Source organism: Saccharothrix lopnurensis (genome assembly GCF_042658445.1).
Classification (GTDB): domain Bacteria; phylum Actinomycetota; class Actinomycetes; order Mycobacteriales; family Pseudonocardiaceae; genus Actinosynnema; species Actinosynnema lopnurensis.
The window spans coordinates 69270-95216 of record NZ_JBHSQO010000004.1 but is presented as its reverse complement, the minus strand read 5'-3'; the positions used below and the strand labels follow the sequence as shown (position 1 = coordinate 95216).

Genomic DNA, 25947 nt, shown 5'->3' with positions numbered 1-25947 from the left:
CGGTGTCGGGCCGCGTACCACAGGTGCACCTCGGAAGTCACGTCCCGGTGACTGTGGAACAATTAACAGAACTGTCTTGAATGACCGAAGGCCATTGCCTGCCGAACATTCGACCGTACACCGGTCCGAGCCCGGGGCAAAATGCCACGATCCGTCATCGAAGATCGTCGGCGCATTGGTGCAAAAGACTGACAGAGGTCTAGTCAATAGGCCGTTCGGAGTAGTCTTGATTACCGTTCCGAGCCAGGCGCGCACTGATCGACAGGACCTGTGAGCTGGCCCTAGAGTGCCCTACGTCACGCTACCGCCGCCTGGTGGACAAGATTGCTTCGCGTAGCGTAACTTTCGGTTCGCACCCCACAAGGAGACCCCCGCCTTGGAACCCAAAACTATTCCCGTACGCGTTTTCACGGGACGACAGTTGAGCGCCCTTCTACATTCTGTGGGCATCACTGAAAACGTCCCGGAATGCGTTGGACTGCTCGCGGACGCCCTGGGTCCGGGCGGCCTGCGGCCGGTTTCCACCAGCCCCGCATGGCCTTCCGACGTCGCCGACGACCACACCCCGGTCGAGTTCTCCACGGCGTTCGGCCCGGACGAGTCCCCGGTCGTCCGCATGATCGTCGAAACCTCCGCCACCAGGCCGTCCCGCCAGGCCAACACCGCCGCGGCACTCGCCGCGCTCGACCGGATGCGGCGCCGTTACAACGTTGACACCGCCCAGTTCGACGCGGTCCGCGACCTGTTCCTGCCCGCCGAGGCGGAGCGGGACTTCGCGTTCTGGTATTCGCTGGTGTTCCGCGCCGGTGAACGACCGATGGTGAAGGTGTACCTCAACCCGGAAGTCCGCGGCGAGGACGCCGCGGAGGAGTTGGTGCGCGAGGGGCTGGGCCGGAGCGGTTTCGCCGCCGGTTTCCCGGTGCTGCGCGACCACGCGGTGACCCGTCCCGGGTTGGACCGGTATTCGTTCTTCGCGCTCGACCTGACCGAACAACGCCGCGCGCGGACCAAGGTGTACATCTCCCACGACGACGCGGAAGTGCGCGACGTCACCCGCGCCGCGCGGGCCGCCCGGGGCGTGGACGTGGACCGGGTCCCTGATTTCTGCCTGCTCACCGGCGGCACGGCGACGTTCGACAAACGCCCGCTGATTTCCAGCTACACGTTCATGGACGGTGACGCGCACGCGCCCAGCGGCTATTCGCTGTACGTGCCGATCCGGGACTACGTGGCCGACGACGAGGAAGCCAGGCGCCGGGTGCTCGCGGTCATGACGAAGTACGACCTGGATCCCACCCCGTTCGAACGCGCGCTGCGGGCCGTGGCCCGGCGCCCGCTCGACGAGGGCGTCGGCCTCATCGCGCACGTGTCGCTGCGCATGGGCCGGCCGCGTCCCGGCATCACCGCATACCTGTCGTCCGAGGCGTACCACGTGTCCGCGCCGCGCCCGGTCAGCCTGGCCGTCTAGGAGCCCCGTCATGCCCATCATGGAGCCGTACCGCATCAAGGTCGTGGAGCCCATCCCGATCACCACGCGCGAGCACCGGGAGCGGGCGCTGGCCGCCGCCGGGTACAACCCGTTCAACCTCGCCGCCACCGACGTGACGATCGACCTGCTCAGCGACTCGGGCACCAACGCCCTGTCCGCCGAGCAGCAGGCGGCCGGGCTGCGCGGCGACGAGACCTACGCGGGTGCGCGCTCCTACTACCGGTTCCGCGACGTGGTCGCGGAACTGACCGGGTACCCGCACGCCTTCCCGGTCCACCAGGGGCGCGCCGCCGAGCGGATCCTGTTCACCGCCCTGCTCAAGCCCGGTCAGCTCAGCGTCAGCAACACCCACTTCGACACCACGCGGGCGAACGTCGAGATCCTCGGCGGCGTGGCGGTCGACCTGCCGTGCCGGGCCGCCGGGGACCTCGACAGCGACGCGCCGTTCAAGGGCGACATCGACCTGGAGGCGCTGGAGGCGGTGCTGTCGGGTCCGCGGGACGTCGCGGTCGTGCTGATCACCGTCACCAACAACGGCGGCGGCGGGCAGCCGGTGTCGATGGCCAACATCAGGGCGGCGGGCGAACTCGCCCGGAAGCACGGCGTGCCGTTCTTCCTCGACGCCGCGCGCTTCGCCGAGAACGCGTGGCTGGTCACCCAGCGGGAGCCGGGGTACGCCGACCGCACGCCGCGCGAGGTCGCCCGGGAGGCGTTCAGCCTGGCCGACGGGTGCGTGGCGAGCCTGAAGAAGGACGGCATCGTCCACATGGGCGGGTTGCTCGCGGTGCGCGATCCCGAACTGGCCCAGCGGTGCGAGCTGCTGCTGATCGCGACCGAGGGCTTCCGCACCTACGGCGGGCTGTCGGGCCGCGACCTGGAGATGCTGGCCCAGGGCCTGCTGGAGGTCACCGAGCCCGAGTACCTGCGGGCGCGCGCCGCCGCCACGGCGTACGTCGCCGAGCTCGCCGCCGCGGCCGGGGTGGACAGCGTCCGGCCGACCGGGGTGCACGCGGTGTACCTCAACGCCGGGCGGCTGCTGCCCCACCTGCCGCCGGGCCGGTTCCCCGGCTTCGCGCTGGCCACCGAGCTGTACCTGGCGGGCGGCATCCGGTGCGCCGAGCTGGGGTCGCTGTACCTGGGCGAGCTGGACGACGCGGGCGAGCTGCTCAAGGCCGCCCCGTTCGAGCTGGTGCGCCTGGCCATCCCGCGGCGGGTCTACACGCAGAGCCACCTGGAGTACGTCGGCGAGACGCTGGCCGGGATCGCGAAGAACCCCGAGCGCGTGCCCGGCTACCGGTTGACCCACGTGCCGAAGCTGTTGCGGCACTTCAACTGCCGCGTGGAGCCGGTGGTCTGAGCGTCGGGCCCGCGGTCCCCGGGAAGGGGGTCGCGGGCCCCGCCGTCCTCGCGGCGCGGGAGCCCACGAGATCCCGCGGGTCCCACCGGGGGCGCCGCGGTGCGGTCCGCAGCGCCCGGCGGTCCTCTAGGCCATCGCGTCGAGCCGGTCCATCGTGTGCTGGATCAGGCTGACCAGCACGTTCTTCGACGACTCGCGGTCGCGCGCGTCGCACAGCACCAGCGGGATGGCCTCGTCGACGTCCAGCGCCCGCCGGACCTCCTCGGCCCCGTACTGGTGCGCGCCCTCGAAGCAGTTCACCGCGATGATGAACGGGATGCCCCGCCGCTCGAAGAAGTCGATCGACGGGAAGCTGCTGTCCAACCGGCGCGTGTCCACCAGGATCACCGCGCCGATCGCACCGTAGGCCAGCTCGTCCCACATGAACCAGAAGCGGTTCTGGCCCGGGGTGCCGAACAGGTACAGCACCACCTCGGGGTTGATCGTGATGCGCCCGAAGTCCAGGGCGACCGTGGTGGTCTCCTTGTTCTCCAGGCCCACCACGTCGTCGACGCCGACACCGGCCTCGGTGAGCAACTCCTCGGTGTGCAGCGGCGGGATTTCGCTGACCGAGTTGACCAGCGTCGTCTTGCCGGTGCCGAAACCTCCGGCGATGACGATCTTGACTGGGGTGGGGACCAGCAGTTCCCCGCCCGGCCGCTCAGATTCCACGGACACCATCCAGCACTGCCTGCAACAGGTTCCGGTCCGGTACCACCGGAGCTCGGGAGGGGTCTCGGACGACGACGTCACCGCGTTGGATGAGGTCGCTCAACAGCACCTTGACGACCACCAGGGGCACGTCGAGGTAGGCGGCGACCTCCGCCACGGACAGCGGTCGCCGGCACAGCTCCATGATTTCGAGGTGCTCGACCGACAGCGAGTCCGGGTCGGACGGCGAGGGCATCGCGCGCACCTGGGTGACCAGGTGCAGTTCCGGGCGCAGCGGTCGGGTGCGGCCGCGCACCATCGCGTAGGGCCGGACCAGCGGGCCGGCCGCCTCGTCGTACCACCAGTCCTCGCGGCCGTTCATCATGACGACCTGCGGGCAACGGGCAGGCTCGCCGCGGTGGTGCCGCGCGGTGCGGACGACAGGTAGGTGCCCACCCGCTTGACCAGCATGTTCATCTCGTAGGCGATCATGCCCATGTCGGAGTCCTCCTCGCCGAGCACGGCCAGGCACGCGCCGTGGCCCGCCGCCGTGACGAAGAGGTAGGCGTGCTCCATCTCGACGATGGTCTGCCGCACCGCGCCGCCGCCGAAGTGCCGCCCGGTGCCGCGGGCGAGGCTCTGGAACGCCGAGGCCATGGCGGACAGGTGGTCCGAGTCGTCCTTCGACAAACCGCCCGAGCGGCCCAGCAGCAGCCCGTCCGCCGAGAGGACCACGGCGTGCCGGGCCCCGACCACGCGTGTGACCAGGTCCTCCAACAACCAGTTCAGTTCGTTGTGCTGGCTGGCCATGTCGTTCATCGGGTTGCCTTTCCGGTTTCCAGTCGTCCGGCCACTGCTGCTGGTCAGGGTTCGAGGTCCTCACTGCGACGGGCATCGCGAGTGCCCCGCTGGAAAGCCGACAGGCCCTTGCGGACCCGATCGGACTTCTCGGGGTCGACCTCGGCGAGCGGTTCGGGCGAAGGGTGGAAATCGTTGCGCACCAGCTGCGGCGCGAGGTTCTGCTGCCTGCGCCGGCGTGGCAGTTCGGGCCGGCCCACGCCGCCGGTGCCGCCAGCGGACGGGTCCGGTTCGGTGCCGGGCCACTCCTCGACCCGTTTGCGCTGCGGCAGTTCCAGTTCGCCACTGCGCTGCGACAGGTCCAGCCCGCCGCTCATCCGCTCGACCTCGGGAAGGGGATCCGCGGTGGTCGTCGCGTTGGGGGTGTGGTTGTTGACCGGGGCGCCGGCGTTGGCAGCGGCCTCGGCCTGGGCCCAGAAGCCTTCGAGGTCTCGGGAGGTGTCGGGAAAGCCGGCGTCTCGCACTGGGTCGTCGCCCTGCTGGGGGATGTCGTGGAAGGGTCGACGGGGCAGCTGCCTCGTCTCGGCGGGCTCGGTCACCGTGGTGGGTCCCGCGACGATCGCGGAGGGGATGAGCACGAGCGCCAGCGTGCCGCCGTAGGGCGACTCGCGCAGCTCGACGTGGATGCCGCGGCGGGCGGCCAGCCGGGCGACCACGAACAGGCCGAGGCGGGACTCGCCGCGCAGGCGCATCGCGTCGAACTCCGGCGGGTCGGCCAGCATCGCGTTGTGCTGGTCGCGGTCCTCCGGGTTGATGCCCAGGCCGTGGTCCTCGATCTCCACCACGATGCCCTGCGGCACCTCGCTGGCGTGGACCTGCACCTGCGAGCGCGGCGAGGAGAACGCGGTGGCGTTGTCCACCAGCTCGGCGACCAGGTGGATGGTGTCCGCGACGGCCGCGCCCACCAGCGCGGTGTCCGGCACCGGGTTGACCTTGACCCGGACGTACTGCTCGGTCTCGGCCACCCCCGCGCGCAGCACGTCGAGCAGCCGCACCGGCTTGCGCCACTGCCTGCCCGGCTGCTCGCCCGCCAGGATGATCAGGTTCTCGGCGTTGCGGCGGGCGCGGGTGGCCAGGTGGTCGAGCTGGAACAGGGCGTCGAGCTGCTCGGGGTTCTCCTCCTCGCGCTCCAGCTTGTCCAGGATCTTCAGCTGGCGGTGCACCAGGCCCTGGTTGCGGTGCGCGATGTCGAGGAAGACCCGGTTCACGCCCTCGCGGGCCTGGCTCTCCTTCACGGCCGCGGCCACGGCGGTGTACTGGGCGGCGTTGAACGCGTCGGCCACCTGGCCGATCTCGTCGCTGCCGTAGTCCAGCGGCGGCACCTCGACCTCGACGTCCACGTGCTTGCCCTCGCGCAGCCGGTCGACGATGTCGGGCAGGCGCTCGTGGGCCAGGGCCAGCGAGTCCTTCTTCAGCGAGGCCAGGCGCGTGATCAGGGCCTTGTTGACCAGGCGGTTCGACGTGCGGATGGCGATCAGGATGCCGATGATGACCGCGAGCAGCGCGATCAGGCTGCCGACGATCACGGTGCGGAACTTGCTCTCGCCGCGCGACATGGTGACCCCGACGGCGCTGGCGGCCTGCTCGCTGACCAGCGCGGTCAGCTCGGCCGACATCGGGCCGCTGACGTTCTGCCACTCCTGGAGCGAGCCCGCCTCCAGGGGCCGGTCGCCGTTCTGGACCAGCCTGCCCTCGAACGCGACCAGCCGCTTCCACTCCTCGCCCTCGACCATGAACCGGTAGTGCTCGCGCACCTCGGGCCGGGCGTGGGCCTCGTTCGAGTTGAACGAGGCGTGGTAGGCGCCGACCAGGCTGGCGAACTCCACGTGCTCCTCGGGCGTGAACCGCCCGGCGGCCAGCGCGCCCGAGGCCAGCGAGGTGGCCCGGGACATCCAGTCGGACGCCTTGAAGTACTCGGAGGCGGTGATGGCGCCCTTCATCGACTCGGCGTCGGGCACCACGCGCGCCTGCACGCTGAACAGCGCGTCACCGGCGTCGAGCAGGCTGTTGTAGTACGTGTAGATCTCGGTCTTGGACGCGCGGCCCGCCGCGAGGGCGCTGCGGCGCTGCGGCAGCTGGTCCACCAGCACGTTCAGCGCGTCGATGCGCTCCACGATCTCCGGCGGGGCCTGCGAGGCCAGCTCGGTGAACGCGGCGCGCATGTCGTCGACCGCGCGGTCGGTGTCCTGCTGCTGGGCCTCCAGGTCGCTGGTGCCGGCGTCCGGCAGGGCCAGCGCCGTCATGCTCAGCTCGCGCTCCTTCTGGATCGCGGCGAACGTCTGGACGGCCGGGATCGAGGCGTCCCGCACGCCCTGCGCCACCGCGCGCAGGTAGAAGCCGTCGAAGACGGTGTAGGAGGAGAACAGGGCCCACATGATGAGCAGGACGATGCTGGGGACGACGACGACACCGGTGAGTCGCGAGCGGATCGTCTTGTAGTTCGTCTCCGTGGTGCTCTTCTGCTTCACAGCACTCCGCAGCCTCGTCCAGGTACCAGGTCAGGCGCAGCACTAGGAGCGCTGTCTCTTCGTTCACCCGATCCGGCCACGGAACGGTAACACCGAAAGATCATTATTACGAAGAGACAGCGATCACTCGCACCACGCGACGAAGAGGTTACCCAGTCGAGTGACACCCCGAACAGGGGGCCGATGTGAACTCCTTGTCATCAACCCCCTGTCTTTCACGCCTCGGGAACGGAAACCGCGTCGTACGTCGTCGTGGGCGTGGGAGGGGTGGTGAAACGGGCGTTCGGCAGGTACAGCCGGTTGCCGAAGGCGGCGACCGTGGTCGGCACGTCGAACCGCGGGTCGGTGATCTTGGTCACCAGCTCCCCCGCCGCCCCGTTCCGGGCGAGGTCGAAGACGGCCAGCGCGTTGAGCCGGTTCTGCACCACGTAGAGGGTGCGGCCCTCGACCAGCAGGCCGTCACCGTTGGTCAGCACCTCGCCGCCCAGGTCGACGACCCGGGTCGCGCCCGAGCGCTTGTCGACCCGGTGGAGTTGGCCGGTGTTGCTCTGCACGACCAGCAGCGCCTTGCCGTCGGGGGTCTCGGCGATGCCGTTGGCGTTGTTGACGCCCGGCGTCAGGACGAAGTCACCGCCGAGCGGAATGGCGATGTGCGACTTCGGCAGGTCGCCGCGCCGGCCGAACGGCAGCGCGTAGAGCACCGCCTTGCGCGAGTCGGTGAAGTAGGCGGCGTCACCGGTGATCACGACGTCGTTGACGAACGTGTTCGCGTCCTCCGCGAACCGGTACGACCTGAGGACCTCTCCCGTCCTCGCGTCGACGACCCGGCCGTCACCCCCGGCCCCGCCGGCGACGAACACCCTCTTGCGCCGATCGATCTTCAACCCGACCGAGGCCGTGCCCGGACCCTGGCTGAACACCTCCCCGCGCCCGGTGCGCAGGTCGACGCGGAACAGGTCGCCGTCGGCGCGCGACCCGAAGTAGGCGGTGGGCGCCGAGCCGATCGCGATCCCCTCCGGCAGGAAGCCGTCGGGCAGGGGGAATCCGGTCGGGAACGGATGTGCTTGCGCTGCGGTGGCGGGTGCGGTGATGACCAGGGAGACCCCCAGCACCACGGCGGCCAGCGCACCGGGGGTGCGAGACATGACCACTCCTTGCGGTTCGAGTCCGTCGCGGGAGTGTTCCGCGCCCGCGGGGGTCGTGAGAAGGGCCTACAGCGAATCGACAGGAGAAGCCGATGGGTGACGGCCAGTGGATCAACGGTCCGACCGGGCCTGTTGGTCCGCGTCGGGTCCGGGGTCGTGGCGCCCCTGCTCGCCAGTCTGTTGTACGGGACCTCTCAGCAGCAGGCCGTGTACCGGTTGACCGCCCTGCCAGAACTCCACTGACCGGCGTTGGACGATCCTGTTCCGGTGTTCCACTCAATGCCTTGTCGCACGTAGAAGCACGAATTCCATACCATTGGGGATAATTTCCCCCTAGATCACCCGAAGGTGTGACCGCACTAACGCGGCATGCCTCTTGTACACAGTGCGTCCACCAGGCCATGCTGCGAATGCACATAAGTGTGCCCGGTTCGGTCTAGCTCCGAACCGGGCACGATGTGCTATGTGGGGAGAGCTTCACTGGTCTACGACCAGCGGACTCACCGAATAACTAGCCCCACAGCATCGACAGGGAACTCGGGCCGGGTTGAGAGACGGTCGCCGGAGCACTGGTCGATTTTTCCAAGGCGGTGGTCGCGCATGCAGGCGCGGCCACCGCCGTCATGAACACGAGCACGAGAGCGGCAGGGACGACCGCGCGCTTGGCACGCCGCCCCACGGGTACCGCTCCCCGCTCCTTCTTCTCCGGTTTGGTCACGCGGAGATCATCTCAGGACGCCCCTGCGACCAGAGCAGCGGCCCCTACGCCACGTGCACCGATTCACTTGGACCGGGCGACACAATCATCACCACGTGTACACCGACGTGCAGACTCGGCGATGCTCGCTCATGACCCGGGTGTCCCAATGCCACGGATGGGGGATCGTTGCGGTGCAATATCGGATGACCTGCCCTGCGGCACGTCGGGTTCTACCCATTCGTCCAGGTGAGCCCGGATTCCACTCGCCCGCGAATCCCTCAGGCCGGCGTACAATTCGTAGGCCGATGTCCAGCACTCGCGTGCGGCGCTGTGCCTGCCCTGTGCCCACCGCACCTGTCCCAGGACGTCCTGCGCACCCGCTTGGCGGAGGAAGTCGCGAGCCTGCTTGGTCAACGCGACCGCCCTCTGCGCGTGGAACTCCGCTTTCTCCAGGTCTCCGAGGTCGCGGTGCACAGCGGCCAGCGTGGTGCTCGCCTGCCCCTCCAGGGCGATCTCCCCGGCCTGGTGCAGCATCACCATGGCGCGGTGCGCGAGGTTGAGCGCGCCGAAGTGATCGCCCTGCTCGTGGTGGACCACGGCGAGGGAGGCGATCGAGGTGCCGATGCCGCCGATGTCCCCTATGCGTTCCCGCAACGACCACGCGTGGTGGAATTTGGCGCTCGCGTCCTCCAGTCTCCCCCCCAAGCGCATCGCCTCCCCCATCCGGTGCAGGATCCCGGCTTCCGCGTCGGCACTTCCCAGCTCCTCGGCGACCGTCAACGACTCTTCCAAGATCCTCAGGGCACCGGCGATCTCACCGACGGCAGTACGCTGCTCCCCCATGTTGCGCAGCACCGTCGCAATGCCGATCGCGCTGCCCATCTCGACGAACATCCGGTGTGCCGCGCGGTAGCACTGCTCCGCCTGGTCGTATTCGTAGAAGCGCGCGTGGGCCAGGCCCAGGTTGCACAGCGACCCCGCTTCGGCGAACCCGTCGTCGACCGACCTGGCGGCCTCGACGGCCACCCGCATGCCCTGCAGGACCTCGTCCTTGAAGCCCAGTCGCATCATGACCTCGCCGACGCAGTTGAGCAGTCGCCACAGGTGCTCCTGGAAACCGCGGGCACCGGCGAACTGGATCACGGCCGTCAAGTCAGCCCGCTCGCGGCCGCACCAGTCCACGGCGGACTCCACGTCGGCAAACTCCAACGGGACGACGTCGGCCGACATCGCGAGCATCGGAACCCGCAACCGCGAGGCGAAGATCCGCCGGTCGGCGCGGTCGCAGGTGTGCAGGTACCAGTCCAGAAGGCGACCGGCTGCGAGTTCCCGCTCGCCCTCGCTCTCGTCCTCGTCAGCGCGTTCACCGGCGTACTCCCTCAGCAGGTCGTGGAACGCGTACCTGTTGCCCTCACGGGCTTCCAGCAACCTGGCCCACACCAACTGCTCCAACTGGTCGCACACCTCCCGCTCGGACAGGCCCGCCAGCGCTGCGGCCGCTTCGCGCTGGAACACCAGCCCCGGGTACAACCCCAACAGGCGGAAGAGCCTGCGCACGTCGGCGCCCAACGCCCGGTACGAGCAGTCGAACACCGCGCTGAGCGGGACGGTGGCCGACGAACCGCCGGCCTTCAGGCCGAGGACCGCACCGCGTGCGCGGAGCTGAACGGCGAAGTCCCCGAGCGGTTTGCCAGGCTGGGCGGCGATGTACTCCCCGATGATCCCCAGGGCCAGCGGGATGCCACCGGCCAAAGCCGCGATCTCGTCCACCGCGTCGGGTTCGGCGGACGTCCGGGTGCCCAGCCGGTCCCGCAACCAACCGACCGCGAGTTCCGGTTTCAGGGGCGCGACCGTGAAGCAGCGGGCACCATGGCCGAGCGCCAGGTCGCTCAGGCGCAGCCGACTGGTCACCACCACGACGGAACCGGACAGGATCGGCAGCAGTTCGCGCACGTGGCCGGCGTCGGCGACGTTGTCGAGCAGCACGAGCAGTTGCCGCGTGGAAAGCACGTCGCGCAGCTTGTTCCGGCGCGCCTCCGCGGAGGGCGGGCAGTCCGCCGACACGTGCAACGCGTCGAGCAGCCGGATGACCACCTCTTCCTCGGTCACCGACGGGCCGTCGCCGAACCCGTTGAGGTTGGCGTACCACTGGCCGTCCGGGAAGCGGTCGCGCACCCGGTGCGCCCAGTGCACCGCCAACGCCGTCTTGCCGACGCCGGGCAAGCCGTCCAGAGCGATCAACCGGGCTTTCGGTCGGGTGGTGATCAGGGCGTCCAAGTCGGTGATCAGGTCGTCGTGCCCGGTGAACCCGTCGACGTCGTAGGGCAGTTGGCGGGGGGAGACGACGATCCGACCCACGGGCCGCAGCTCCGGCTTCCGGCCGTTGGCCACGTTGAGCAGGTCGTTGTGGAACTCGCGGAGTTCCTCGGCGCGTTCCGGCGCGCCGTCGGCCTTCGCCCGCTGGTAGTAGTCGTAGAAGTACTGGACCGCCTCTTCCTTCTGCCGCAGGGCGACCAGGGCCTGAAGTCGGCGTTTCGCCAGCAACACATCCGTGTCGTGGTCCACCTGCACCGCTTTCGCGAGGCGGAGGGCCTCTTCATGCTCACCCAGGTTGAGCAGGCCGTAGAGCAGGGCGTGGTGCGCCGAGAGCCACTCGTCCCTGGTTGCCACCCGGCGCCAGTTCTCGGCCCGATCGGTCTCCAGATCGGCCAGCGGCCGTTCGCTCCACAACAGCAGCGCGGATTCGATCAAGGCGCATGCGCCCTCGGCGTCACCCGCTCTGCCCATCCGCCGCGCGTCGCGCACGCTGCGCTGGAAGGAGTGGAAGTCGATGCTCATCGCATCCGCGACGAAGCGGTACGCGCCGTCTTCGGTCTTGAGTTGCCCGGGCAGGCCGAGCCGTTTCAACGCCGAGCGTATTCGGGTGGTGTAGGTGGACAGCGTGGCAGCCGGGTCGCGAGGCTCCTTACCATCCTCCCATACCCATTCCGCCAGATTGCGGACCGGAACGGCTCGACCGACGTTCAGCAGCAGGACTGCGAGGACCGCTCGCTCCTTCCTCGCACCCCATTCATGGGTAAACCCGCCAGCCGCGCGCAGAGATGTCGGTCCGAGGATCTTGAAATCCAAGTTCACCAGCGCCGCCCCTCGCTGGAAGCAATGATTCACATCGGAGTGTGCCGGTACGCACCTGCCCGAGCCAGCGGTTCGTCACGTTCCGATACCTCGATGTGACAATCCGTAGTCCAACTGGACCAACCGGCTGCGACGTACCGGAATGTGAGCTGAAAGGCTGCTGAAAGTTCGCCGGACGCACATGCCGGTGCACGTGCAACTCCATTCCCCCACATGATCACGCCGACCGCGCTGAGCTAGCGTTTCGCCTATCCGTCCGTCCGCTGAACCGGATTCGACATCGGCCACCGGCACGCTGGCACCAGTCGCCCGGCGGGACGGACCCGGCGGGCCGCGGTGGAGGTTTCGATGGCTTCTCCGGATGTGGTGGTGGTCGGCCTCGGGTTCACCGGGCTGCCGACCGCGGTGGCGGCGGCCGCCGCCGGGATGCGGGTCGTCGGCCTGGACAGCTGCGCGCGGCGGATCGCCGAGGTGCTCGACGCGCGGCCGGGTTCCGGGTTGGGCACGGTGTCGGAGACCGCGCTCGGCGACGCGCTGGCGAGCGGGCGGTTGGTGGTGCGCGACGTCGCCTCCGGCGTGCCGGCGGGCGACGTCCACGTGCTGTGCCTGCCCACTCCCCCGGATCAGCGCGGCGGCGTGGACCTGCGGCCCCTGGCGCAGGCGCTGCGGGCGGTGGCCGCCGTGCTGCGCCGGGGAGACCTGGTGCTCGTGCAGAGCACGTGCCCTCCCGGCACGGTCGCGCACACCCTGGTGCCGGTGTTGGAGGAGGTCTCCGGGCTGCGGGCCGGCTCCGCGTTCCACGTGGCGTGCGCGCCGATGCGGATCGACCCCGGCAACCGGGCGCACCCGCTGACCACCATCCCGCGGGTGGTCGGTGGGCACACCGCGCGGTGCGCCCACCGCGCGGCCCAGTTCCTCTCCTCGATGGCTCACGACGTGGTGCAGGTGACGAGCACCCGCGCCGCGGAACTGGCCAAGCTGTTCGAGAACACGTTCCGGCTGGTCAACATCTCCCTGGTCAACGAGTTCGCCTCGGTGTGCCGGGCGTACGGGGTCGACGTGGCGGAGGTGCTCCGGGCCGCGGGCACCAAGCCGTTCGGCTTCCTCGGGCACCAGCCCAGCGCGGGGGCGGGCGGTGACTGCGTGCCGGTGTCCGCGAGGTTCCTGTCCACCGCGGCGCGGCGGCGCGGCCTGCTGAGCCCGCTGGTCGACGCGGCACTGGCGATCAACGACGCGATGCCGGCGCGCACGGTCCACCTGCTGCGCGACACGGCCGAGCGCGTGCTGGCGAAGCCGTTGCGGAACTGCCGGGTGCTGGTGCTCGGGGTGACCTACAAGGCCGACACGCCCAACGTGCGGCAGTCGGCCGCCGTGGCGGTGCTGGAGGAGCTGCGCCGCGAGGCGTCGGCCGAGTACCACGACCCCCACGTGCCGGAACTGGTGCTGTCCGACGGGACCCGGCTGCGCCGGGCGGACCTCGACGACCGCGCCTTCGACCACCGCGCCTTCGACCTCGCGGTGCTGATGACGCCCCACCGCCACTACGACGACCTGCCGCTCCGGGGCCTGCCGGTGTTCGACTGCACGACCGGGGAGCCGCGCCGGGTCGTCGAGCACGTCGGGGTGGCGGCGTGAGCGCCCGGTGGATCAGGGGTCCGGTCGGGCCCGACGCCGACCGGCGGGTCACGGTGGCCGGGTGCCGGACCGTGCTGGTGGTGGTCCCGCACCCGGCGGCGGGCACGCGGCTGCTCTCGGACGTGGTGCCCCTGCTGCGCGACGACCCGAGGGTCCAGGTGGTGTTCTCGGTCACCGACACCGGGCAGCGGTGGCACGGCACCGAGGACCAGGTGCGCGCACGGGGCGGACTCGTGGTGCCCTGGGACCAGGCCACGCAGCTCGACTTCGACCTCGTGCTGGCGGCCGGCTACAACGACATCGACCAGGTGCGCGGTCCGCTGCTGCTGCTGCCGCACGGCGCGGGCACCCTCGCGTCGCGCAGGTACAGCAGGCACGCGGGCCCCGGCGCCCTGCCGCACACCGGGCTGAGCCGGGAATCGCTCACGCGGCGGGGCAGGGTGCTGCCCGCCGCGATCGGGCTCAGCCACGAGGACGAGGTGGCAGCGCTGCGGACGTCGTGCCCGGAGGCGCTGCACACGGCGGTCGTCGTGGGCGACCCGTGCCTGGACCGCATGGTGGCGAGCGCGCCCCTGCGGTCCCGCTACCGCGAGGCGCTGGGCGTTCCCGAGGACGGGCGGCTGGTGACGGTGAGCTCGACCTGGGCGCCGGACTCGGCCTTCGGCAGCCGGCCCTCGCTGTGCCGGGCGCTGCTGGACGAGCTGCCCGCCGAGCGGTACCGGGTGGCGCTGGTGCTGCACCCCAACGCGTGGGCCGTGCACGGGCGGTGGCAGGTGCGGGCCTGGCTGCACGAGTGCGTCGAGGCGGGGCTGCTGGTGATCCCGCCGGAGGAGGGCTGGCGGGCCACCGTCGTCGCGAGCGACCACGTGCTGGGCGACCACGGTTCCACGACCCAGTACGCCGCCGCGATCGGGACACCGGTGGCGCTGGCGTCGTTCCCGGACGGCAACGTCCGCCGCGGCAGCCTGGCCGACGCGGTCCGCCGGTGCTGCCCCCGGGTCGACCCCACCCGGCCGCTGCTGCCGCAGCTGCCCGCGGCCGTGCCGGGGAGCGGCGCGTCCCACCTGGCCGGTCTGGTGTCGTCGCGTCCCGGCGCGGCGGCGGCCGAGCTGCGCCGGACCATGTACCGGCTGCTGGACCTGCCCGAGCCGACCGGCCCGGCCCGCGTCGAGGCGGTGCCCGCCCCGGTGCCGTTGCGACCGGACCCGACGTGATGGTGTGGCTGGTGGTGGACGGCCTGGGTCCCGGTCTGCACCGGCTGGTCGTCGCCACCCCGGGCCGCCGTCCCGACCAGGTCGTGATCGGTGAGCTCGGTCGTGCCCGACCGGACGCCCTGGGGCTGGCCGACCTGGTGGTCGGGTTCCCTCACGGGTCGAGCCGCGCGAGCTCGGCGCCGATCGCGGCGGCCCTGGGGTTCCCCACGTGGGCGAACAGGCGCCGCGCCTCGGCGTAGCGCTCGCGTGCCGCGGGGAGGTCGCCGCGGGCCTCGGCGACCTCCCCCGACAACACCAGCGCCTCGGCCTCGTAGTGGGGCGAGCCGGCTCGGCGGAGCAGGTCCAGCGCGGTGGACAGGCGCGCCTCGGCCACCGCGACCTCGCCCCGGCGCGCCTCGACCGCGCCCGCGGACATCAGGCACCTCGCCCGGCCGGTGTGGTCGCCGAACCGCCCCATCGCCTCGGCCGCCGCGTGCAGTTCGGCCAGGGCCTCGTCGTCCCGGCCCAGTTGGGCCAGCACCTCGCCGACCCGCCGGGTGCACAGCGCCTCGGCCCGCGGTGGGCCGATGTGCCGGCGGATCTCCCGCGCCCGGGTCAGGTGGTCCAGCGCGCGCTCCAGGTCGCCGGTGCCCTGGGCCACGCCGCCGAGTTCGGTCAGCGCCACCGCCACGCCCTGGCGGTCGCCGTCGACCTCGGCGATGTCCAGCGCGCGGGCGCCCTCGCGCTCGGCCTCCGGGAACCTGCGCAGCACGCCGTAGGTGTACGCGAGCTGCGCGCGCAGCTTCGCCTCGGCCGCGCGATGACCGCTGCGGACCGCGGCCGGCACGCCCAGTTCGTGCACCGCGAACCAGTCGTCGTAGTGCCGGGCGTGCAGGAAGAAGCCCCACATCGCCTCGCAGAACTGCCAGACGACGTCGTCGAGGTCGAGCGCGGCGGCGGCGCGGCACGCCTCGCGGAGGTTGGAGCGCTCGCGTTCCAGCCACGCCAACGCGTCCTGCCGCTCCCGGAACGGCGAGCGCCGGTCCCGGTACCGGGGCCCCACCCGGTGCCGGGTCGGCCGCAGGGCGAGGTCCGCGTCGACCAGGCGGTCCAGGTACCACTCGACGACGCGGCGGAGCGCGGCGTCGCGCTCGGCGGGCGACGCCCGGTCGGCGTGGTGGCGGGCGTGCAGCTTCAGCAGGTCGTGGAAGCGGAACCGCTCGTCGCCGACCTCGGTCAGGAGGTTCTTCTCCACCAGGTGCTCCAGCACGGGCTCGACCAGGGGAGCCGGCTCACCGGCGGCCGCGGCGGCGGCCTCGACGCCGAAGAACGCGCCGGGGTGCACGGCGCACAGCCGGTAGACGCGGGCGTGGTCGGGCGGCAGGTCCGAGTAGGACAGGTCGAGCACCGCCTCGACGGACACCTCGCCCAGGGTGAGGGCCGCCAGGCGTTCCGCGCGCAGCGAGCCGACCTCCTTGGACAGCGAGCGCTGGGGGCGCGTGGAGAGGCGCGCGCCGATCACCGACAGCGCGATGGGCAGGCCCGCGCACAGGCGCGCCAGCTCCCGGGCCGCGTCGGGCTCGGAGGCGACCCGCGGTCCCACGGCGCGGGCCAGGAGCTCCAGCGACGCGGACTCGTCGAACGACTCCACCTCCACGAACCTGGCCCCGTCGACCGCCAGGCCGCCCAGCCGCCACCTGCTCGTCACCACGACCGCGCTGCGGGCCGAGGTGGGGAGCAGCGGGCGGACCTGGGCGGCGGACACGGCGTTGTCCAGCATCAGCGCGACGGCGCGGTCGGCGGTGGCGCTGCGGAAGGCCGCCTGCCTGCGGGCCAGCCCCGGTGGGACCTCCGCGGCGGGCACGCCCAGCGCCACGAGGAACCACTCCAGCACCGCCTCGGGCGTGGCGGGGCCGTCCGCGGGGTGCGCGGCGAGGTCGACGTACAGCTGGCCGTCGGGGAAGCGCGACCGGTTGGCGTGCAGCCAGCGCGACGCCAGGGAGGTCTTCCCCACCCCGCCGGGACCGCTGACCACCACGACCGGCGCCTCCTCGGTGGCGAGCCAGCCGTCCAGCGCCGCCAGCTCGCGGTGCCTGCTGGTGAAGAGCCGGGGTGCGGGAGGGAGCTGGTAGGGGATCGGCGGTTCGCCGCGCGAGGCGTGGAAGTGCACGTCACCGACGCTGTCCGCCTGCACCACGGGCCCGTGCGCCGTCCCGGACACCACGTTCTCCCCACCCCGACGAATCACGCGTGTCCTCCCGTGCACTCCCCGTGATTCGAGTGTCACAGAAATGGCATCTCCCGTCGGGGGGCCACCGGGTGGACTCTTGCGTCCGGTTGGCCGCCGGGCGCAAGTTAGGGGTGGGCATTTGATAACGAAAAGGTAACGGATAGGTCGCGGCGTCGAGACCGCACGTATGCCCCTGTGTCCGCCGCCCACCGGCGGTCGGGGTTGTTCGGTTGTTCGGTTGCACATGCGCGTACCTACGACGAGGTGACACATCCATGACGCGAAACCAGGGGCGGCACCGCTTCTCCCGGCGCACGAAGCTGACCGCCGGCGTTACCGGGCTGGCGCTGACGATCGGCCTGGCCGTCGCGATCAGCACCACCGGCGACCAGGGCACCGCCCAGGCGGACGGGGCCGACATCTCCCTGTTCGTCGACATCACCACGCAGCAGCGCAACGTCAACGCGCCCCGGCCGCGGCGCGGGGCGAGCACCGGCACGTTCACGGTCGACTGCGGGCGCAACGAGAACGGCCACTTCAACCCGGACAACTTCATCGCCCAGCCGGGCGTCCGCAACGGCGCCCAGCACCTGCACGACTACGTGGGCAACGTCTCCACCGACGCCGACTCGACCGACGAGAGCCTGCTCGCCGCCGACACGACCTGCAAGAACGGCGACAAGTCCACGTACTTCTGGCCGGTGGTGCGGATCGACCGCGAGGGCGAGGACGAGGAGCCTGGCGAGCCGAACAACGCCGAGGTCGAGTGCCCGGACGTGAAGCGCAAGCTGCGCGACGTCCCGCAACGCGCGCGGGGCGAGGTGGACCGCCAGCTGCGGGCGCTCAAGGACCAGGTCGCCGAGGCGAACGCCAAGCTCAAGGGCGCCGCGAACGTCGACGACCCGAACTTCGTCAACAACAGCGTGCTCCGGCCGTTGCGGGACAAGCGGACCGCCACCATCGAGCGCATCGCCGACGTGGTCGACCGGTTCGGCCAGCGCCCGCGCGGCCTGAGGCGGCTGGCCCCGTGCACGGTGAAGGACGGCGACGCCAACGACGCGCAGGTGGCCGAGGCCGCCAAGGAGGCCGAGCCCGACGCGCCGGAGAACGGCGACGGCAAGAGCGGCAGCGACGAGAACGAGCTGCCCGGCAACGAGGGCGAGATCCAGCGCCCGGAGGTCGTGGACATCACCTTCCGCGGCAGCCCGGTCGGCAAGGTCAAGGCGATGCCGCAGTTCCTGCGGGTGCTCTACGGCGACGCGAAGGTGACCACCAACGGCACGCGCAACGCGCGCAACTCGTGGACCTGCACCGGTTTCGAGGACCGCGTGCTGATGAACAAGTACCCGATCTGCCCGGAGGGCAGCAAGGTCAAGCGCGTGCACGACTTCGCCGGCTGCTGGGACGGGCAGAACACCGACAGCGCCAACCACCGCGACCACATGGTGTACGCGAACGAGCGGGGCGAGTGCCCGAACGGGTTCACCGCGGTGCCGCAGCTGCGGATCAGCCTGACCTACGACATCCCGCGCGACGTGCAGGTGGCGGGCCAGTACGCGGTCGACGCGTTCCCCGAGGAGGAGCACAACCCGTTCTCCGACCACGACGACTTCGCCAACGTCATGTCGCGGGAGATCATGGACCGGCTGGTCCAGTGCGTGAACACCGGTCGCCGGTGCCGGGAGTGAGCCGGTGCCGGGCGGTGGGCCAACGCCCGGAGTGAGCGGTCCGCGCGTTCCCCGGGATCTCGCTCCGCGACCCGGTTCCCCGGCACCGCACCTACCCACCGCATGACCGCATGGACCTCTACCCCGCCTGGAGCGCGAGGTAGAGGTCCACGCGTTCGGCGAAGTTCGACAGGTCCGCGCCCAGCAGGTCCTCGACCCGCCCCACGCGGTAGCGCAGGGTGTTCACGTGGACGTGCAGCCGGGCGGCGGCCGCGGTCCAGGAGCCCGAGCAGTCGAGGAACACCCGCAGCGTCCCGACCAGGTCCGAACCGTGCGCGGCGTCGTAGTCCAGCACCGGGCCCAGCAGTCGGCGGCGCAGCGACCCGCGCAGGTCCTCCGGCACGCCGGCCAGCAGCAGGTGGTGCAGCGCGATCTCCTCCCCCGCCACCACGCACGTCCGACCCGCGCGCCGCTCTCCCCGCCCTCTCTCTGCCCGCTGCCTCTCTCCCCGCCGCTCCTCCCCCAGCCGCCTCTCTCCCAGCCGCCTTGCCCCCAGCCCTCCCTCTCCCAACCGCCGCTCTCCCAGCCCTCCTTCCCTCAGCCGCCTCTCTGCCAGCCGACGCGCGTGGGAAGCCTCCTCGGCCGCCCCGCGCAAGCCGCCGTGCCCCGCCGGGGAGGAGATGCCCACCAGCACCCGCGTGGTTCCCAGACCCGGTTCCGCGGTCCGCAACGCCGACCTCACCCGCTCGACCCACGGCCCGGACGGCGCCAGCGCGTACACCTCGTCCTCGACGGTCGTCAGCAGGAACCCGGCCGTCACCGCGGCCAACGCCTCCTCCAGCAGCGCCGCCACCAGCTCGACCGGCCCGTCCGACGCCGAGGCCGCCACGACCCGCAGCGGCGCGTCCGGGTCCCAACCGACGTCCGCGATCCTGGCCGCCGCGTCGCCACCAGCCAGCACCTGCCGCAGCAGGGGCCCGGCGGCGCGGTTCTCGATCCGCCGCCCCTGCACCACCCGCGCCCGCTCCACCCCGACCAGGCTGGCCAGTTCGACGGCGGCCTCGTCGTCGGCGCGGTCCCCGGAGACGACCAGGATCCACGCGGTCAACCGCCCGCCACCGCGCGCGGTCACCGGCAGCAACGTCACCCCGCGCACGACCCTCGGCAGCCGTTCGGCCACCAGGAACTCCCGCACCAGCGCCGCCGCCCCCGGCAGGTCGGGACCCGCGACCACGTGCCCGGCGCACGAGAGCACCCAGCAGGGCGTGCCCAGTTCCGCCGCCCCGGCCTCGACCAGCTCCGACAGCCCACCGCCCTCGGCGACCACGGTCAGCAGCCGCCGGTGCCGGCCCAGCTGCGCGCCCGCGTCACCGACCCGCTCGGCCGCCAGCTCCAGCACCACCCGCTCGGTGATGGTCGCGAACGACAGGTCGACCGGCACCGCCAGCAGCGGCACCCCGTGCCGCTCGCACGCCTCGACGAGCGCCGCCGGCAGGTCATCGGCCTCGGGCGGGCTGGCCGCCAGCGCGGCGACCCCGGCCCCGGCCAGCGAGGAGACGAACCGCTCGCAGTCGCCGTCCGCGCGGTGCCACAGGAGCCCGGACAGCACCAGCTCCCCACCGGACAGGTACCGCGCCGGGTCCGGTAGCTCGGTGCCGTAGAGCCTGGTCACCGGCCGGTCGAGCAGCTCGGTGCCGACGACCGGGCGCAACCCCAGCTCGGGCATCCCCACCAGGTCCCGGACCCGCACCACGCCCCCTCGCCCGGCCTGGCGGATCGTTGCACGGGGGACATCTCCGCGATTCACCGTCGCCCTACCGTGTTTGTAGGAAAGCACAAATCACGTCGCCGTAGGAGCCTGTTGTTCATGCACCGCCGCCGTAGCCGATCATGCGCACCGGTCTGTGTACTGACCCGAAGACCCCGCTCCGACCCACAACGACCGCACGCCCCGCACCGACCGCCCACCCCTCCGACCCCACTCCTCCGATCGCACTCCCCACACCGACCACACCGACCACACCGACCGCCGAGGTAGCCGATGGACTTCCTTCGCCCCGCCACCCTGGCCGAGGCGCTGAGCCTCAAGGCGCAGCGCCCGGAGGCCGTGCCCATCGCGGGCGGCACGGACGTGATGGTCGAGCTGAACTTCGACCACCGCAGGCCCACCGCGCTGCTCGACCTGACCCGGATCGCCGAGCTGCGCGAGTGGGACCAGGCCGACGGGTCGGTGCGCGTCGGGGCGGGCGTGCCGTACACGCGGATCATCGAGGAGCTGGGTGACCGGCTGCCCGGCCTGGCCATGGCCTCCCGCACGGTGGGCTCGCCGCAGATCCGCAACCGGGGCACGGTCGGCGGCAACCTCGGCGCGGCCTCGCCCGCCGGCGACACGCACCCGGTGCTGCTGGCCGCCGGCGCGACCGTGGAGGTCGCCTCGACCCGCGGCACCCGGACCATCCCCGCCACCGGGTTCTACCTGGGCGTGAAGCGCAACGCGCTGGAGCCCGACGAACTGATCACCGCGGTGCGCGTGCCCGTCACGGGGGCACCCCAGCAGTTCGCCAAGGTCGGCACCCGGAACGCCATGGTCATCGCGGTGTGCTCGTTCGCGCTGGCCCTGCACCCGGCGCGGGGTGCGGTGGGCGCCGCCGTCGGCTCGGCCGCGCCCACACCGCGCCGCGCGTCGGCGGCCGAGGACTTCCTGTCCGGTGAACTCACCTCCACGGGTCAGTGGGAATCGCCGGGACCGCTGCTCGACTCGGTGAAGCGGCGGTTCGGCGAGCTGGTGGCCGAGGCCGCGAGCCCCATCGACGACGTCCGCGGCACGGCCGCGTACCGCAAGCACGCCCTGTCCGTGCTGGCCCGCCGCGCACTGGGCTGGGCCTGGCAGGACTACTCCGGGAAGGCGGCCTGACCATGCGCGTGGACGTGACGGTGAACGGCGAGCGGCGGCAGGCCGACGACGTGTGGGAAGGCGAGAGCCTCCTGTTCCTCCTTCGCGAGCGACTGGGTCTGCCCGGCTCCAAGAACGCCTGCGAGCAGGGCGAGTGCGGTTCGTGCACGGTGTACCTGGACGACGTGCCGGTGTGCGCGTGCCTGGTCGCCGCGGGCCAGGTGCAGGACCGCGAGGTCCGCACGGTCGAGGGGCTCGCCACGGGCGACCCCTCCGCCGGTGCCGACGCGCTCGACCCCGTGCAGGAGGCGTTCGTCGAGGCGGGCGCGGTGCAGTGCGGCTTCTGCACCCCCGGTCTCGTCATCGCGACCCACGACCTGCTCAACCGCGTCCCGCTCCCGAGCGACCCGGAGATCCGCGAGGCGCTGGCGGGCAACCTCTGCCGCTGCACCGGCTACGAGAAGATCCTGGACGCGGTGCGGCTGGCGGCCGCCGTCCGGGCGGACGGACGCCGATGACCCCGACGATCATCGACGGTGCCGCGGTGGCCACCGTGGACGCCGCCGGCACGGAGCACGCGTCCGGCCACGTCGTGGTCGAGAACGGCCGGATCACCGCCGTCGGCCCCGCCCAGGCGCCCAGGCCCGCCGGGCCCCACACGTGGATCGACGGCAGCGGCTGCCTGATCACTCCCGGCCTCGTCAACACGCACCACCACCTCTACCAGTGGGCCACGCGCGGCATCGCCCAGGACGCCACGCTGTTCGAGTGGTTGACCGCGCTGTACCCGGTGTGGCGCGGCCTGGACGCCGGGATCACCCACGCCGCCGCGGCGGCGGGCCTGGCCAGGCTCGCGACCACCGGGTGCACGACCGCCGCCGACCACCACTACGTCTTCCCCCGCGAGGGCGGCGACCAGTTCGAGGCCCTGGTGAGCGCGGCCCGTCGCGTCGGCATCCGCCTGCACGCCGTGCGCGGCTCGATGGACCGCGGCCGGTCGCGGGGCGGCCTGCCGCCGGACAACCTGGTCGAGGAGACCGAGGCCGCCCTCATCGCCACCGAACGCGCGATCGCCGACCACCACGACCCGGCGCCCGACGCGCTGGTCCGCGTCGCCGTCGGCCCGTGCTCGCCGTTCTCGGTCAGCCGGGAGCTGATGACCGGCGCCGCCGAGCTGGCTCGGGCCAGGGGCGTCCGCCTGCACACCCACCTCGCCGAGACCACCGACGAGGAGGAGCAGTGCCTGGCCGAGTTCGGCTGCACGCCGACCGAGTACGCCGAGCGCCTCGGCTGGCTCGGGGACGACGTGTGGCTCGCGCACACCGTGCACCTGTCGCCCGAGGCGGTGAAGCGGCTGGGCGCCACCGGCACCGGCTCGGCGCACTGCCCCACCTCCAACGGCCGCCTGGGCACCGGTCTCGCCCCGGTCCGCGACCTGCTCGACGCCGGCGCGCCGGTCGGCCTGGGCGTGGACGGCGCCGCGTCCAACGAGTCCTGCGGCATGGTCGAGGAACTGCACCAGGCGCTCCTCCAGGCCCGCCAGCGCGGCGGTCCCCGGGCGCTGGACGCCCGCGAGGCGCTGTGGCTGGGCACCGCGGGCGGCGCGCGCTGCCTCGGTCGGGACGACGAGATCGGCTCGATCGAACCCGGCAAGCTCGCCGACCTGGCCGTGTGGCGGCTCGACGGCCTCGACCACGCGGGCATCGACGACCCGATCGCCGCCCTCGTCCTGGGACCGGCGCCGAAGCTCAGGCTCCTGCTCGTGGGCGGCCGGACCGTCGTGGACGACGGCGAGCTGCGCACCGCCCCGGAGGCCGAACTCGCGCGCGACCTGCGCGCCGCCGCCGGACGGCTGAAGGCGGCTTCCCGATGAGGGGGTGGACGATCCCGGGACAGGGGAACGCGGCAGCGCGCGGGCGCGAGGAGGGCCCGGCCACCGCGGAAAACGACCCGGTCATCGCAAGAAACGACCCGGCCACCGCGTTCGGCTCGCCCACGCCCGTGGGGGCGCCGGCAGGCCGGGCACGGTGCGGCGCCGGTCCGCGCGGAGCGGTACGAGCAGCGGGAACGGCGGGGTACGGGGTCGAGACCGCCGGTACGCGCCAGGAAGAACGGTAGGACGCGATGAGCCTGACTCCCGCCGAACTGACCTCCGCCGTCGCCGGTGGCATCGGATCCAGCCCGCAGCGGCCCGACGGCAACCTCAAGGTCCGGGGCGAGTTCGCCTACTCCTCGGACCTGTGGCACGAGGACATGATCTGGGGCGCCACCCTGCGCAGCCCCCACCCGCACGCCCGGATCCGGTCGGTCGACATCACCGGGGCGTTGCAGGTGCCCGGGGTGTACGCCGTGCTCACCCACCGGGACGTGCCGGGCCTGAACCTCTACGGCCTGGAGCACAAGGACCAGCCGGTCCTGGCCGAGGACGTCGTGCGCTACCAGGGCGAGCCGATCGCGCTCGTGGGCGCCGACCACCCCGAGACCGCGCGGCGCGCCATGGAGCGCATCGAGGTCGAGTACGAGGTGCTGGAACCCGTCGTGGACATGGAGACGGCGGTCGACGACCCGCCCCTGCACCCCGGCGGCAACCTCGTGCGGCACGTCCCGATCCGGCGCGGCGACCAGGACGCGCGGGCCGAGGTCGTGGTCACCGGCCGCTACGAGGTCGGTATGCAGGACCAGGCGTTCCTCGGTCCCGAGTCGGGCCTGGCCGTGCCCGCCGAGGACGGCGGCGTGGACCTCTACGTCGCCACCCAGTGGCTGCATGTCGACCAGGCCCAGGTCGCCGCGGCGCTCGGCCTGCCGCTGGAGAAGGTGCGGCTGACCCTCTCCGGGGTCGGTGGCGCGTTCGGCGGGCGCGAGGACCTGTCGATGCAGGTGCACGCGTGCCTGCTCGCGCTGCACACCGGCAAGCCCACCAAGATGGTCTACAACCGCGAGGAGTCGTTCTACGGGCACGTGCACCGGCACCCCGCGGTCCTGCACTACGAGCACGGCGCGGACCGCACCGGCAGGCTGGTGTACGTCAAGGCGCGGATCCACCTCGACGGCGGCGCGTACGCGTCCAGCACGGGCGCCGTGGTGGCCAACGCGGCGACGCTCGGCATCGGCCCGTACGAGGTGCCCAACGTGACCGTGGACTGCTGGGGCGTCTACACCAACAACCCGCCGTGCGGCGCGATGCGCGGTTTCGGCGCGGTGCAGACCGGTTTCGCCTACGAGTCCCAGATGGACAAGCTCGCGGCGGCCCTGGGCATGGACCCGGTGGACCTGCGGTTGGTCAACGCGATGAGCGAGGGCTCGGTGATGCCGACCGGCCAGGTGGTCGACTCCGCCGCGCCGGTGGCGCGGTTGCTGGAGCTGGTCAGGGCCAAGCCGCTCCCGCCGCGGCCCACCGCCGTCGACCTGCGCGACCTGCCCGGCGGCGTCTCCAACACCACGCACGGCGAGGGCGTGGTGCGCGGCGTGGGCTACGCGGTCGGCATCAAGAACATCTGCTTCTCCGAGGGCTTCGACGACTACTCCACCGCGCGGGTCCGGCTCCAGGTGATCAACGGCGAGCCGGTCGCGCTGGCGCACACCGCCGCGGTCGAGGTCGGTCAGGGACTGGTGACGATCATGCAGCAGATCGTGCGCACCGAGCTGGGCGTGGAGCGGGTGACGATCCTGCCCATGGACACCGGTATCGGCAACGGCGGCTCCACCTCGGCCTCCCGGCAGACCTACGTGACCGGCGGCGCGGTGAAGGCGGCCTGCGCGGCGGTGCGCCTGAGGCTGGCCCGGCTGGCGCGCGACCGCACCCCGGCAGGACTCGACCCGACCGCGCTCGACCTCACCGCGCTCGACCTCACCGCGCTCGACCCGACCGCGCCCGCGCCCGACCCGGCATCGCCCGACCCCGCGCCGTTCGACCCCGCGCCGTTCGACCTGGCCGCGCTGCTCGGGAACGAGGTGATCGAGGAGACCGCGGAGTGGCGGCACCGGGCCACCGAACCCCTCGACCCGGTGACCGGGCAGGGCAACGCGCACGTGCAGTACGGCTTCGCCGCCCACCGGGCCGTGGTCGACGTCGACACCGAGCTGGGCCTGGTGAAGGTGGTCGAGCTCGCCTGCGCCCAGGACGTGGGCCGGGCGCTCAACCCGCAGGCCGTCCTCGGCCAGATCCAGGGCGGCTCGGCGCAGGGCCTCGGGCTGGCGGTGATGGAGGAGATCCAGGTCGAGGGCGGGCGGGTGCGCAACCCGTCGTTCACCGACTACCTCATCCCGACCGTGCTCGACATGCCGCCGATGACCATCGACGTGCTGGAGCTGGCCGACCCCCACGCGCCCTACGGCGTGCGCGGCGTCGGCGAGCCGCCCACCATCTCCTCGACGCCGGCCATCGTCGCCGCCGTCCGCGCGGCGACCGGCCGGGACCTGCCGCGCGTGCCCGTGCGGCCGGAGCACATCACCGGCACCTGACCACCCCCGCCGAGACGCGGACCACC

The 25947-nt window shown here is 72.1% G+C and carries 18 protein-coding genes; 9 read left to right on the top strand and 9 right to left on the bottom strand.

All coding sequences use genetic code 11. The features are described 5' to 3' along the window. Positions 1-376 precede the first annotated feature (376 nt). Entirely contained in the window at positions 377-1468 is a 1092-nt protein-coding gene (locus ACFP3R_RS05665; protein ID WP_380633518.1) for a tryptophan dimethylallyltransferase family protein, read from the top strand. A 10-nt stretch (positions 1469-1478) separates the two neighbouring features. Then, positions 1479-2846, top strand: coding sequence for a tryptophanase (locus ACFP3R_RS05660; protein ID WP_380633516.1), 1368 nt, complete (start codon positions 1479-1481; stop codon positions 2844-2846). Between the two features lie 126 nt (positions 2847-2972). Here ACFP3R_RS05660 and ACFP3R_RS05655 read toward each other — a convergent pair whose 3' ends face one another. From ACFP3R_RS05655 to ACFP3R_RS05625, 7 genes are all read right to left on the bottom strand, one after another. Continuing rightward, positions 2973-3566 carry a GTP-binding protein gene (locus tag ACFP3R_RS05655; protein ID WP_380633514.1) on the bottom strand — a complete coding sequence of 198 codons (594 nt, stop codon included), beginning with the start codon at positions 3564-3566 and terminating at the stop codon, positions 2973-2975. Then, on the bottom strand, positions 3547-3918 hold the full coding sequence (locus ACFP3R_RS05650; RefSeq protein ID WP_380633512.1) for a DUF742 domain-containing protein: 372 nt from the start codon (positions 3916-3918) through the stop codon (positions 3547-3549). Before ACFP3R_RS05650 ends, ACFP3R_RS05655 begins: the two co-directional genes overlap by 20 nt. Further along, positions 3918-4355 (bottom strand): roadblock/LC7 domain-containing protein, encoded by a 438-nt coding sequence (locus tag ACFP3R_RS05645; protein ID WP_380633510.1) that lies wholly within the window; start codon positions 4353-4355, stop codon positions 3918-3920. The genes ACFP3R_RS05650 and ACFP3R_RS05645 overlap by 1 nt, the downstream gene beginning before the upstream one ends. Before the next feature lie 44 nt (positions 4356-4399). Continuing rightward, positions 4400-6862, bottom strand: coding sequence for a sensor histidine kinase (locus ACFP3R_RS05640; protein WP_380633508.1), 2463 nt, complete (start codon positions 6860-6862; stop codon positions 4400-4402). Between the two features lie 215 nt (positions 6863-7077). Further along, on the bottom strand, positions 7078-8007 hold the full coding sequence (locus ACFP3R_RS05635; protein ID WP_380633506.1) for an SMP-30/gluconolactonase/LRE family protein: 930 nt from the start codon (positions 8005-8007) through the stop codon (positions 7078-7080). Between the two features lie 511 nt (positions 8008-8518). Further along, entirely contained in the window at positions 8519-8725 is a 207-nt protein-coding gene (locus tag ACFP3R_RS05630; protein WP_380633504.1) for a hypothetical protein, read from the bottom strand. A gap of 129 nt (positions 8726-8854) precedes the next feature. Continuing rightward, positions 8855-11836, bottom strand: coding sequence for an AfsR/SARP family transcriptional regulator (locus ACFP3R_RS05625; RefSeq protein ID WP_380633503.1), 2982 nt, complete (start codon positions 11834-11836; stop codon positions 8855-8857). Positions 11837-12190: 354 nt separating this feature from the next. On the opposite strand from ACFP3R_RS05625, the gene ACFP3R_RS05620 reads away from it, so the two are divergent. Beyond that, positions 12191-13477: a nucleotide sugar dehydrogenase gene (locus ACFP3R_RS05620; RefSeq protein ID WP_380633501.1), complete on the top strand. Its 1287-nt coding sequence runs from the start codon at positions 12191-12193 to the stop codon at positions 13475-13477. Beyond that, the gene (locus ACFP3R_RS05615) at positions 13474-14691 is read left to right on the top strand and encodes a hypothetical protein (RefSeq protein WP_380633499.1); all 1218 of its coding nucleotides are present in this window, start codon (positions 13474-13476) and stop codon (positions 14689-14691) included. Before ACFP3R_RS05620 ends, ACFP3R_RS05615 begins: the two co-directional genes overlap by 4 nt. A gap of 151 nt (positions 14692-14842) precedes the next feature. Here ACFP3R_RS05615 and ACFP3R_RS05610 read toward each other — a convergent pair whose 3' ends face one another. Next, positions 14843-16891 (bottom strand): tetratricopeptide repeat protein, encoded by a 2049-nt coding sequence (locus ACFP3R_RS05610; RefSeq protein ID WP_380633497.1) that lies wholly within the window; start codon positions 16889-16891, stop codon positions 14843-14845. Between the two features lie 284 nt (positions 16892-17175). Between ACFP3R_RS05610 and ACFP3R_RS05605 the strand changes: the two genes are divergently transcribed. After that, positions 17176-18588, top strand: a complete 1413-nt coding sequence (locus ACFP3R_RS05605; protein ID WP_380633495.1) for a DUF1996 domain-containing protein — start codon at positions 17176-17178, stop codon at positions 18586-18588. Between the two features lie 118 nt (positions 18589-18706). Here the strand turns inward: ACFP3R_RS05605 and ACFP3R_RS05600 are convergent, their stop codons facing one another. Beyond that, complete coding sequence (locus ACFP3R_RS05600) at positions 18707-20320, bottom strand: PucR family transcriptional regulator (protein ID WP_380633493.1); 1614 nt, start codon at positions 20318-20320, stop codon at positions 18707-18709. Positions 20321-20608: 288 nt separating this feature from the next. On the opposite strand from ACFP3R_RS05600, the gene ACFP3R_RS05595 reads away from it, so the two are divergent. The 4 genes from ACFP3R_RS05595 (at position 20609) to pucD (ending at position 25921) form a co-directional block, all read left to right on the top strand. After that, positions 20609-21481: an FAD binding domain-containing protein gene (locus ACFP3R_RS05595; RefSeq protein WP_380633491.1), complete on the top strand. Its 873-nt coding sequence runs from the start codon at positions 20609-20611 to the stop codon at positions 21479-21481. A gap of 2 nt (positions 21482-21483) precedes the next feature. Then, positions 21484-21978 (top strand): (2Fe-2S)-binding protein, encoded by a 495-nt coding sequence (locus ACFP3R_RS05590; RefSeq protein ID WP_380633489.1) that lies wholly within the window; start codon positions 21484-21486, stop codon positions 21976-21978. Then, positions 21975-23333, top strand: coding sequence for an 8-oxoguanine deaminase (locus ACFP3R_RS05585; protein WP_380633487.1), 1359 nt, complete (start codon positions 21975-21977; stop codon positions 23331-23333). The genes ACFP3R_RS05590 and ACFP3R_RS05585 overlap by 4 nt, the downstream gene beginning before the upstream one ends. Before the next feature lie 251 nt (positions 23334-23584). Next, entirely contained in the window at positions 23585-25921 is a 2337-nt protein-coding gene (pucD, locus tag ACFP3R_RS05580) for a xanthine dehydrogenase subunit D (RefSeq protein WP_380633485.1), read from the top strand. The last annotated feature ends 26 nt before the right edge of the window (positions 25922-25947 follow it).

Bases quoted from the DNA above. Each gene is read 5' to 3' on its own strand.
- ACFP3R_RS05660 (WP_380633516.1), top strand. From the start codon at position 1,479: ATGCCCATCATGGAGCCGTACCGCATCAAGGTCGTGGAGCCCATCCCG.
- ACFP3R_RS05655 (WP_380633514.1), bottom strand. From the start codon at position 3,566: ATGGTGTCCGTGGAATCTGAGCGGCCGGGCGGGGAACTGCTGGTCCCC.
- ACFP3R_RS05650 (WP_380633512.1), bottom strand. From the start codon at position 3,918: ATGAACGGCCGCGAGGACTGGTGGTACGACGAGGCGGCCGGCCCGCTG.
- ACFP3R_RS05645 (WP_380633510.1), bottom strand. From the start codon at position 4,355: ATGAACGACATGGCCAGCCAGCACAACGAACTGAACTGGTTGTTGGAG.
- ACFP3R_RS05635 (WP_380633506.1), bottom strand. From the start codon at position 8,007: ATGTCTCGCACCCCCGGTGCGCTGGCCGCCGTGGTGCTGGGGGTCTCC.
- ACFP3R_RS05620 (WP_380633501.1), top strand. From the start codon at position 12,191: ATGGCTTCTCCGGATGTGGTGGTGGTCGGCCTCGGGTTCACCGGGCTG.
- ACFP3R_RS05605 (WP_380633495.1), top strand. From the start codon at position 17,176: ATGACGCGAAACCAGGGGCGGCACCGCTTCTCCCGGCGCACGAAGCTG.
- ACFP3R_RS05595 (WP_380633491.1), top strand. From the start codon at position 20,609: ATGGACTTCCTTCGCCCCGCCACCCTGGCCGAGGCGCTGAGCCTCAAG.
- ACFP3R_RS05590 (WP_380633489.1), top strand. From the start codon at position 21,484: ATGCGCGTGGACGTGACGGTGAACGGCGAGCGGCGGCAGGCCGACGAC.
- ACFP3R_RS05585 (WP_380633487.1), top strand. From the start codon at position 21,975: ATGACCCCGACGATCATCGACGGTGCCGCGGTGGCCACCGTGGACGCC.
- pucD (WP_380633485.1), top strand. From the start codon at position 23,585: ATGAGCCTGACTCCCGCCGAACTGACCTCCGCCGTCGCCGGTGGCATC.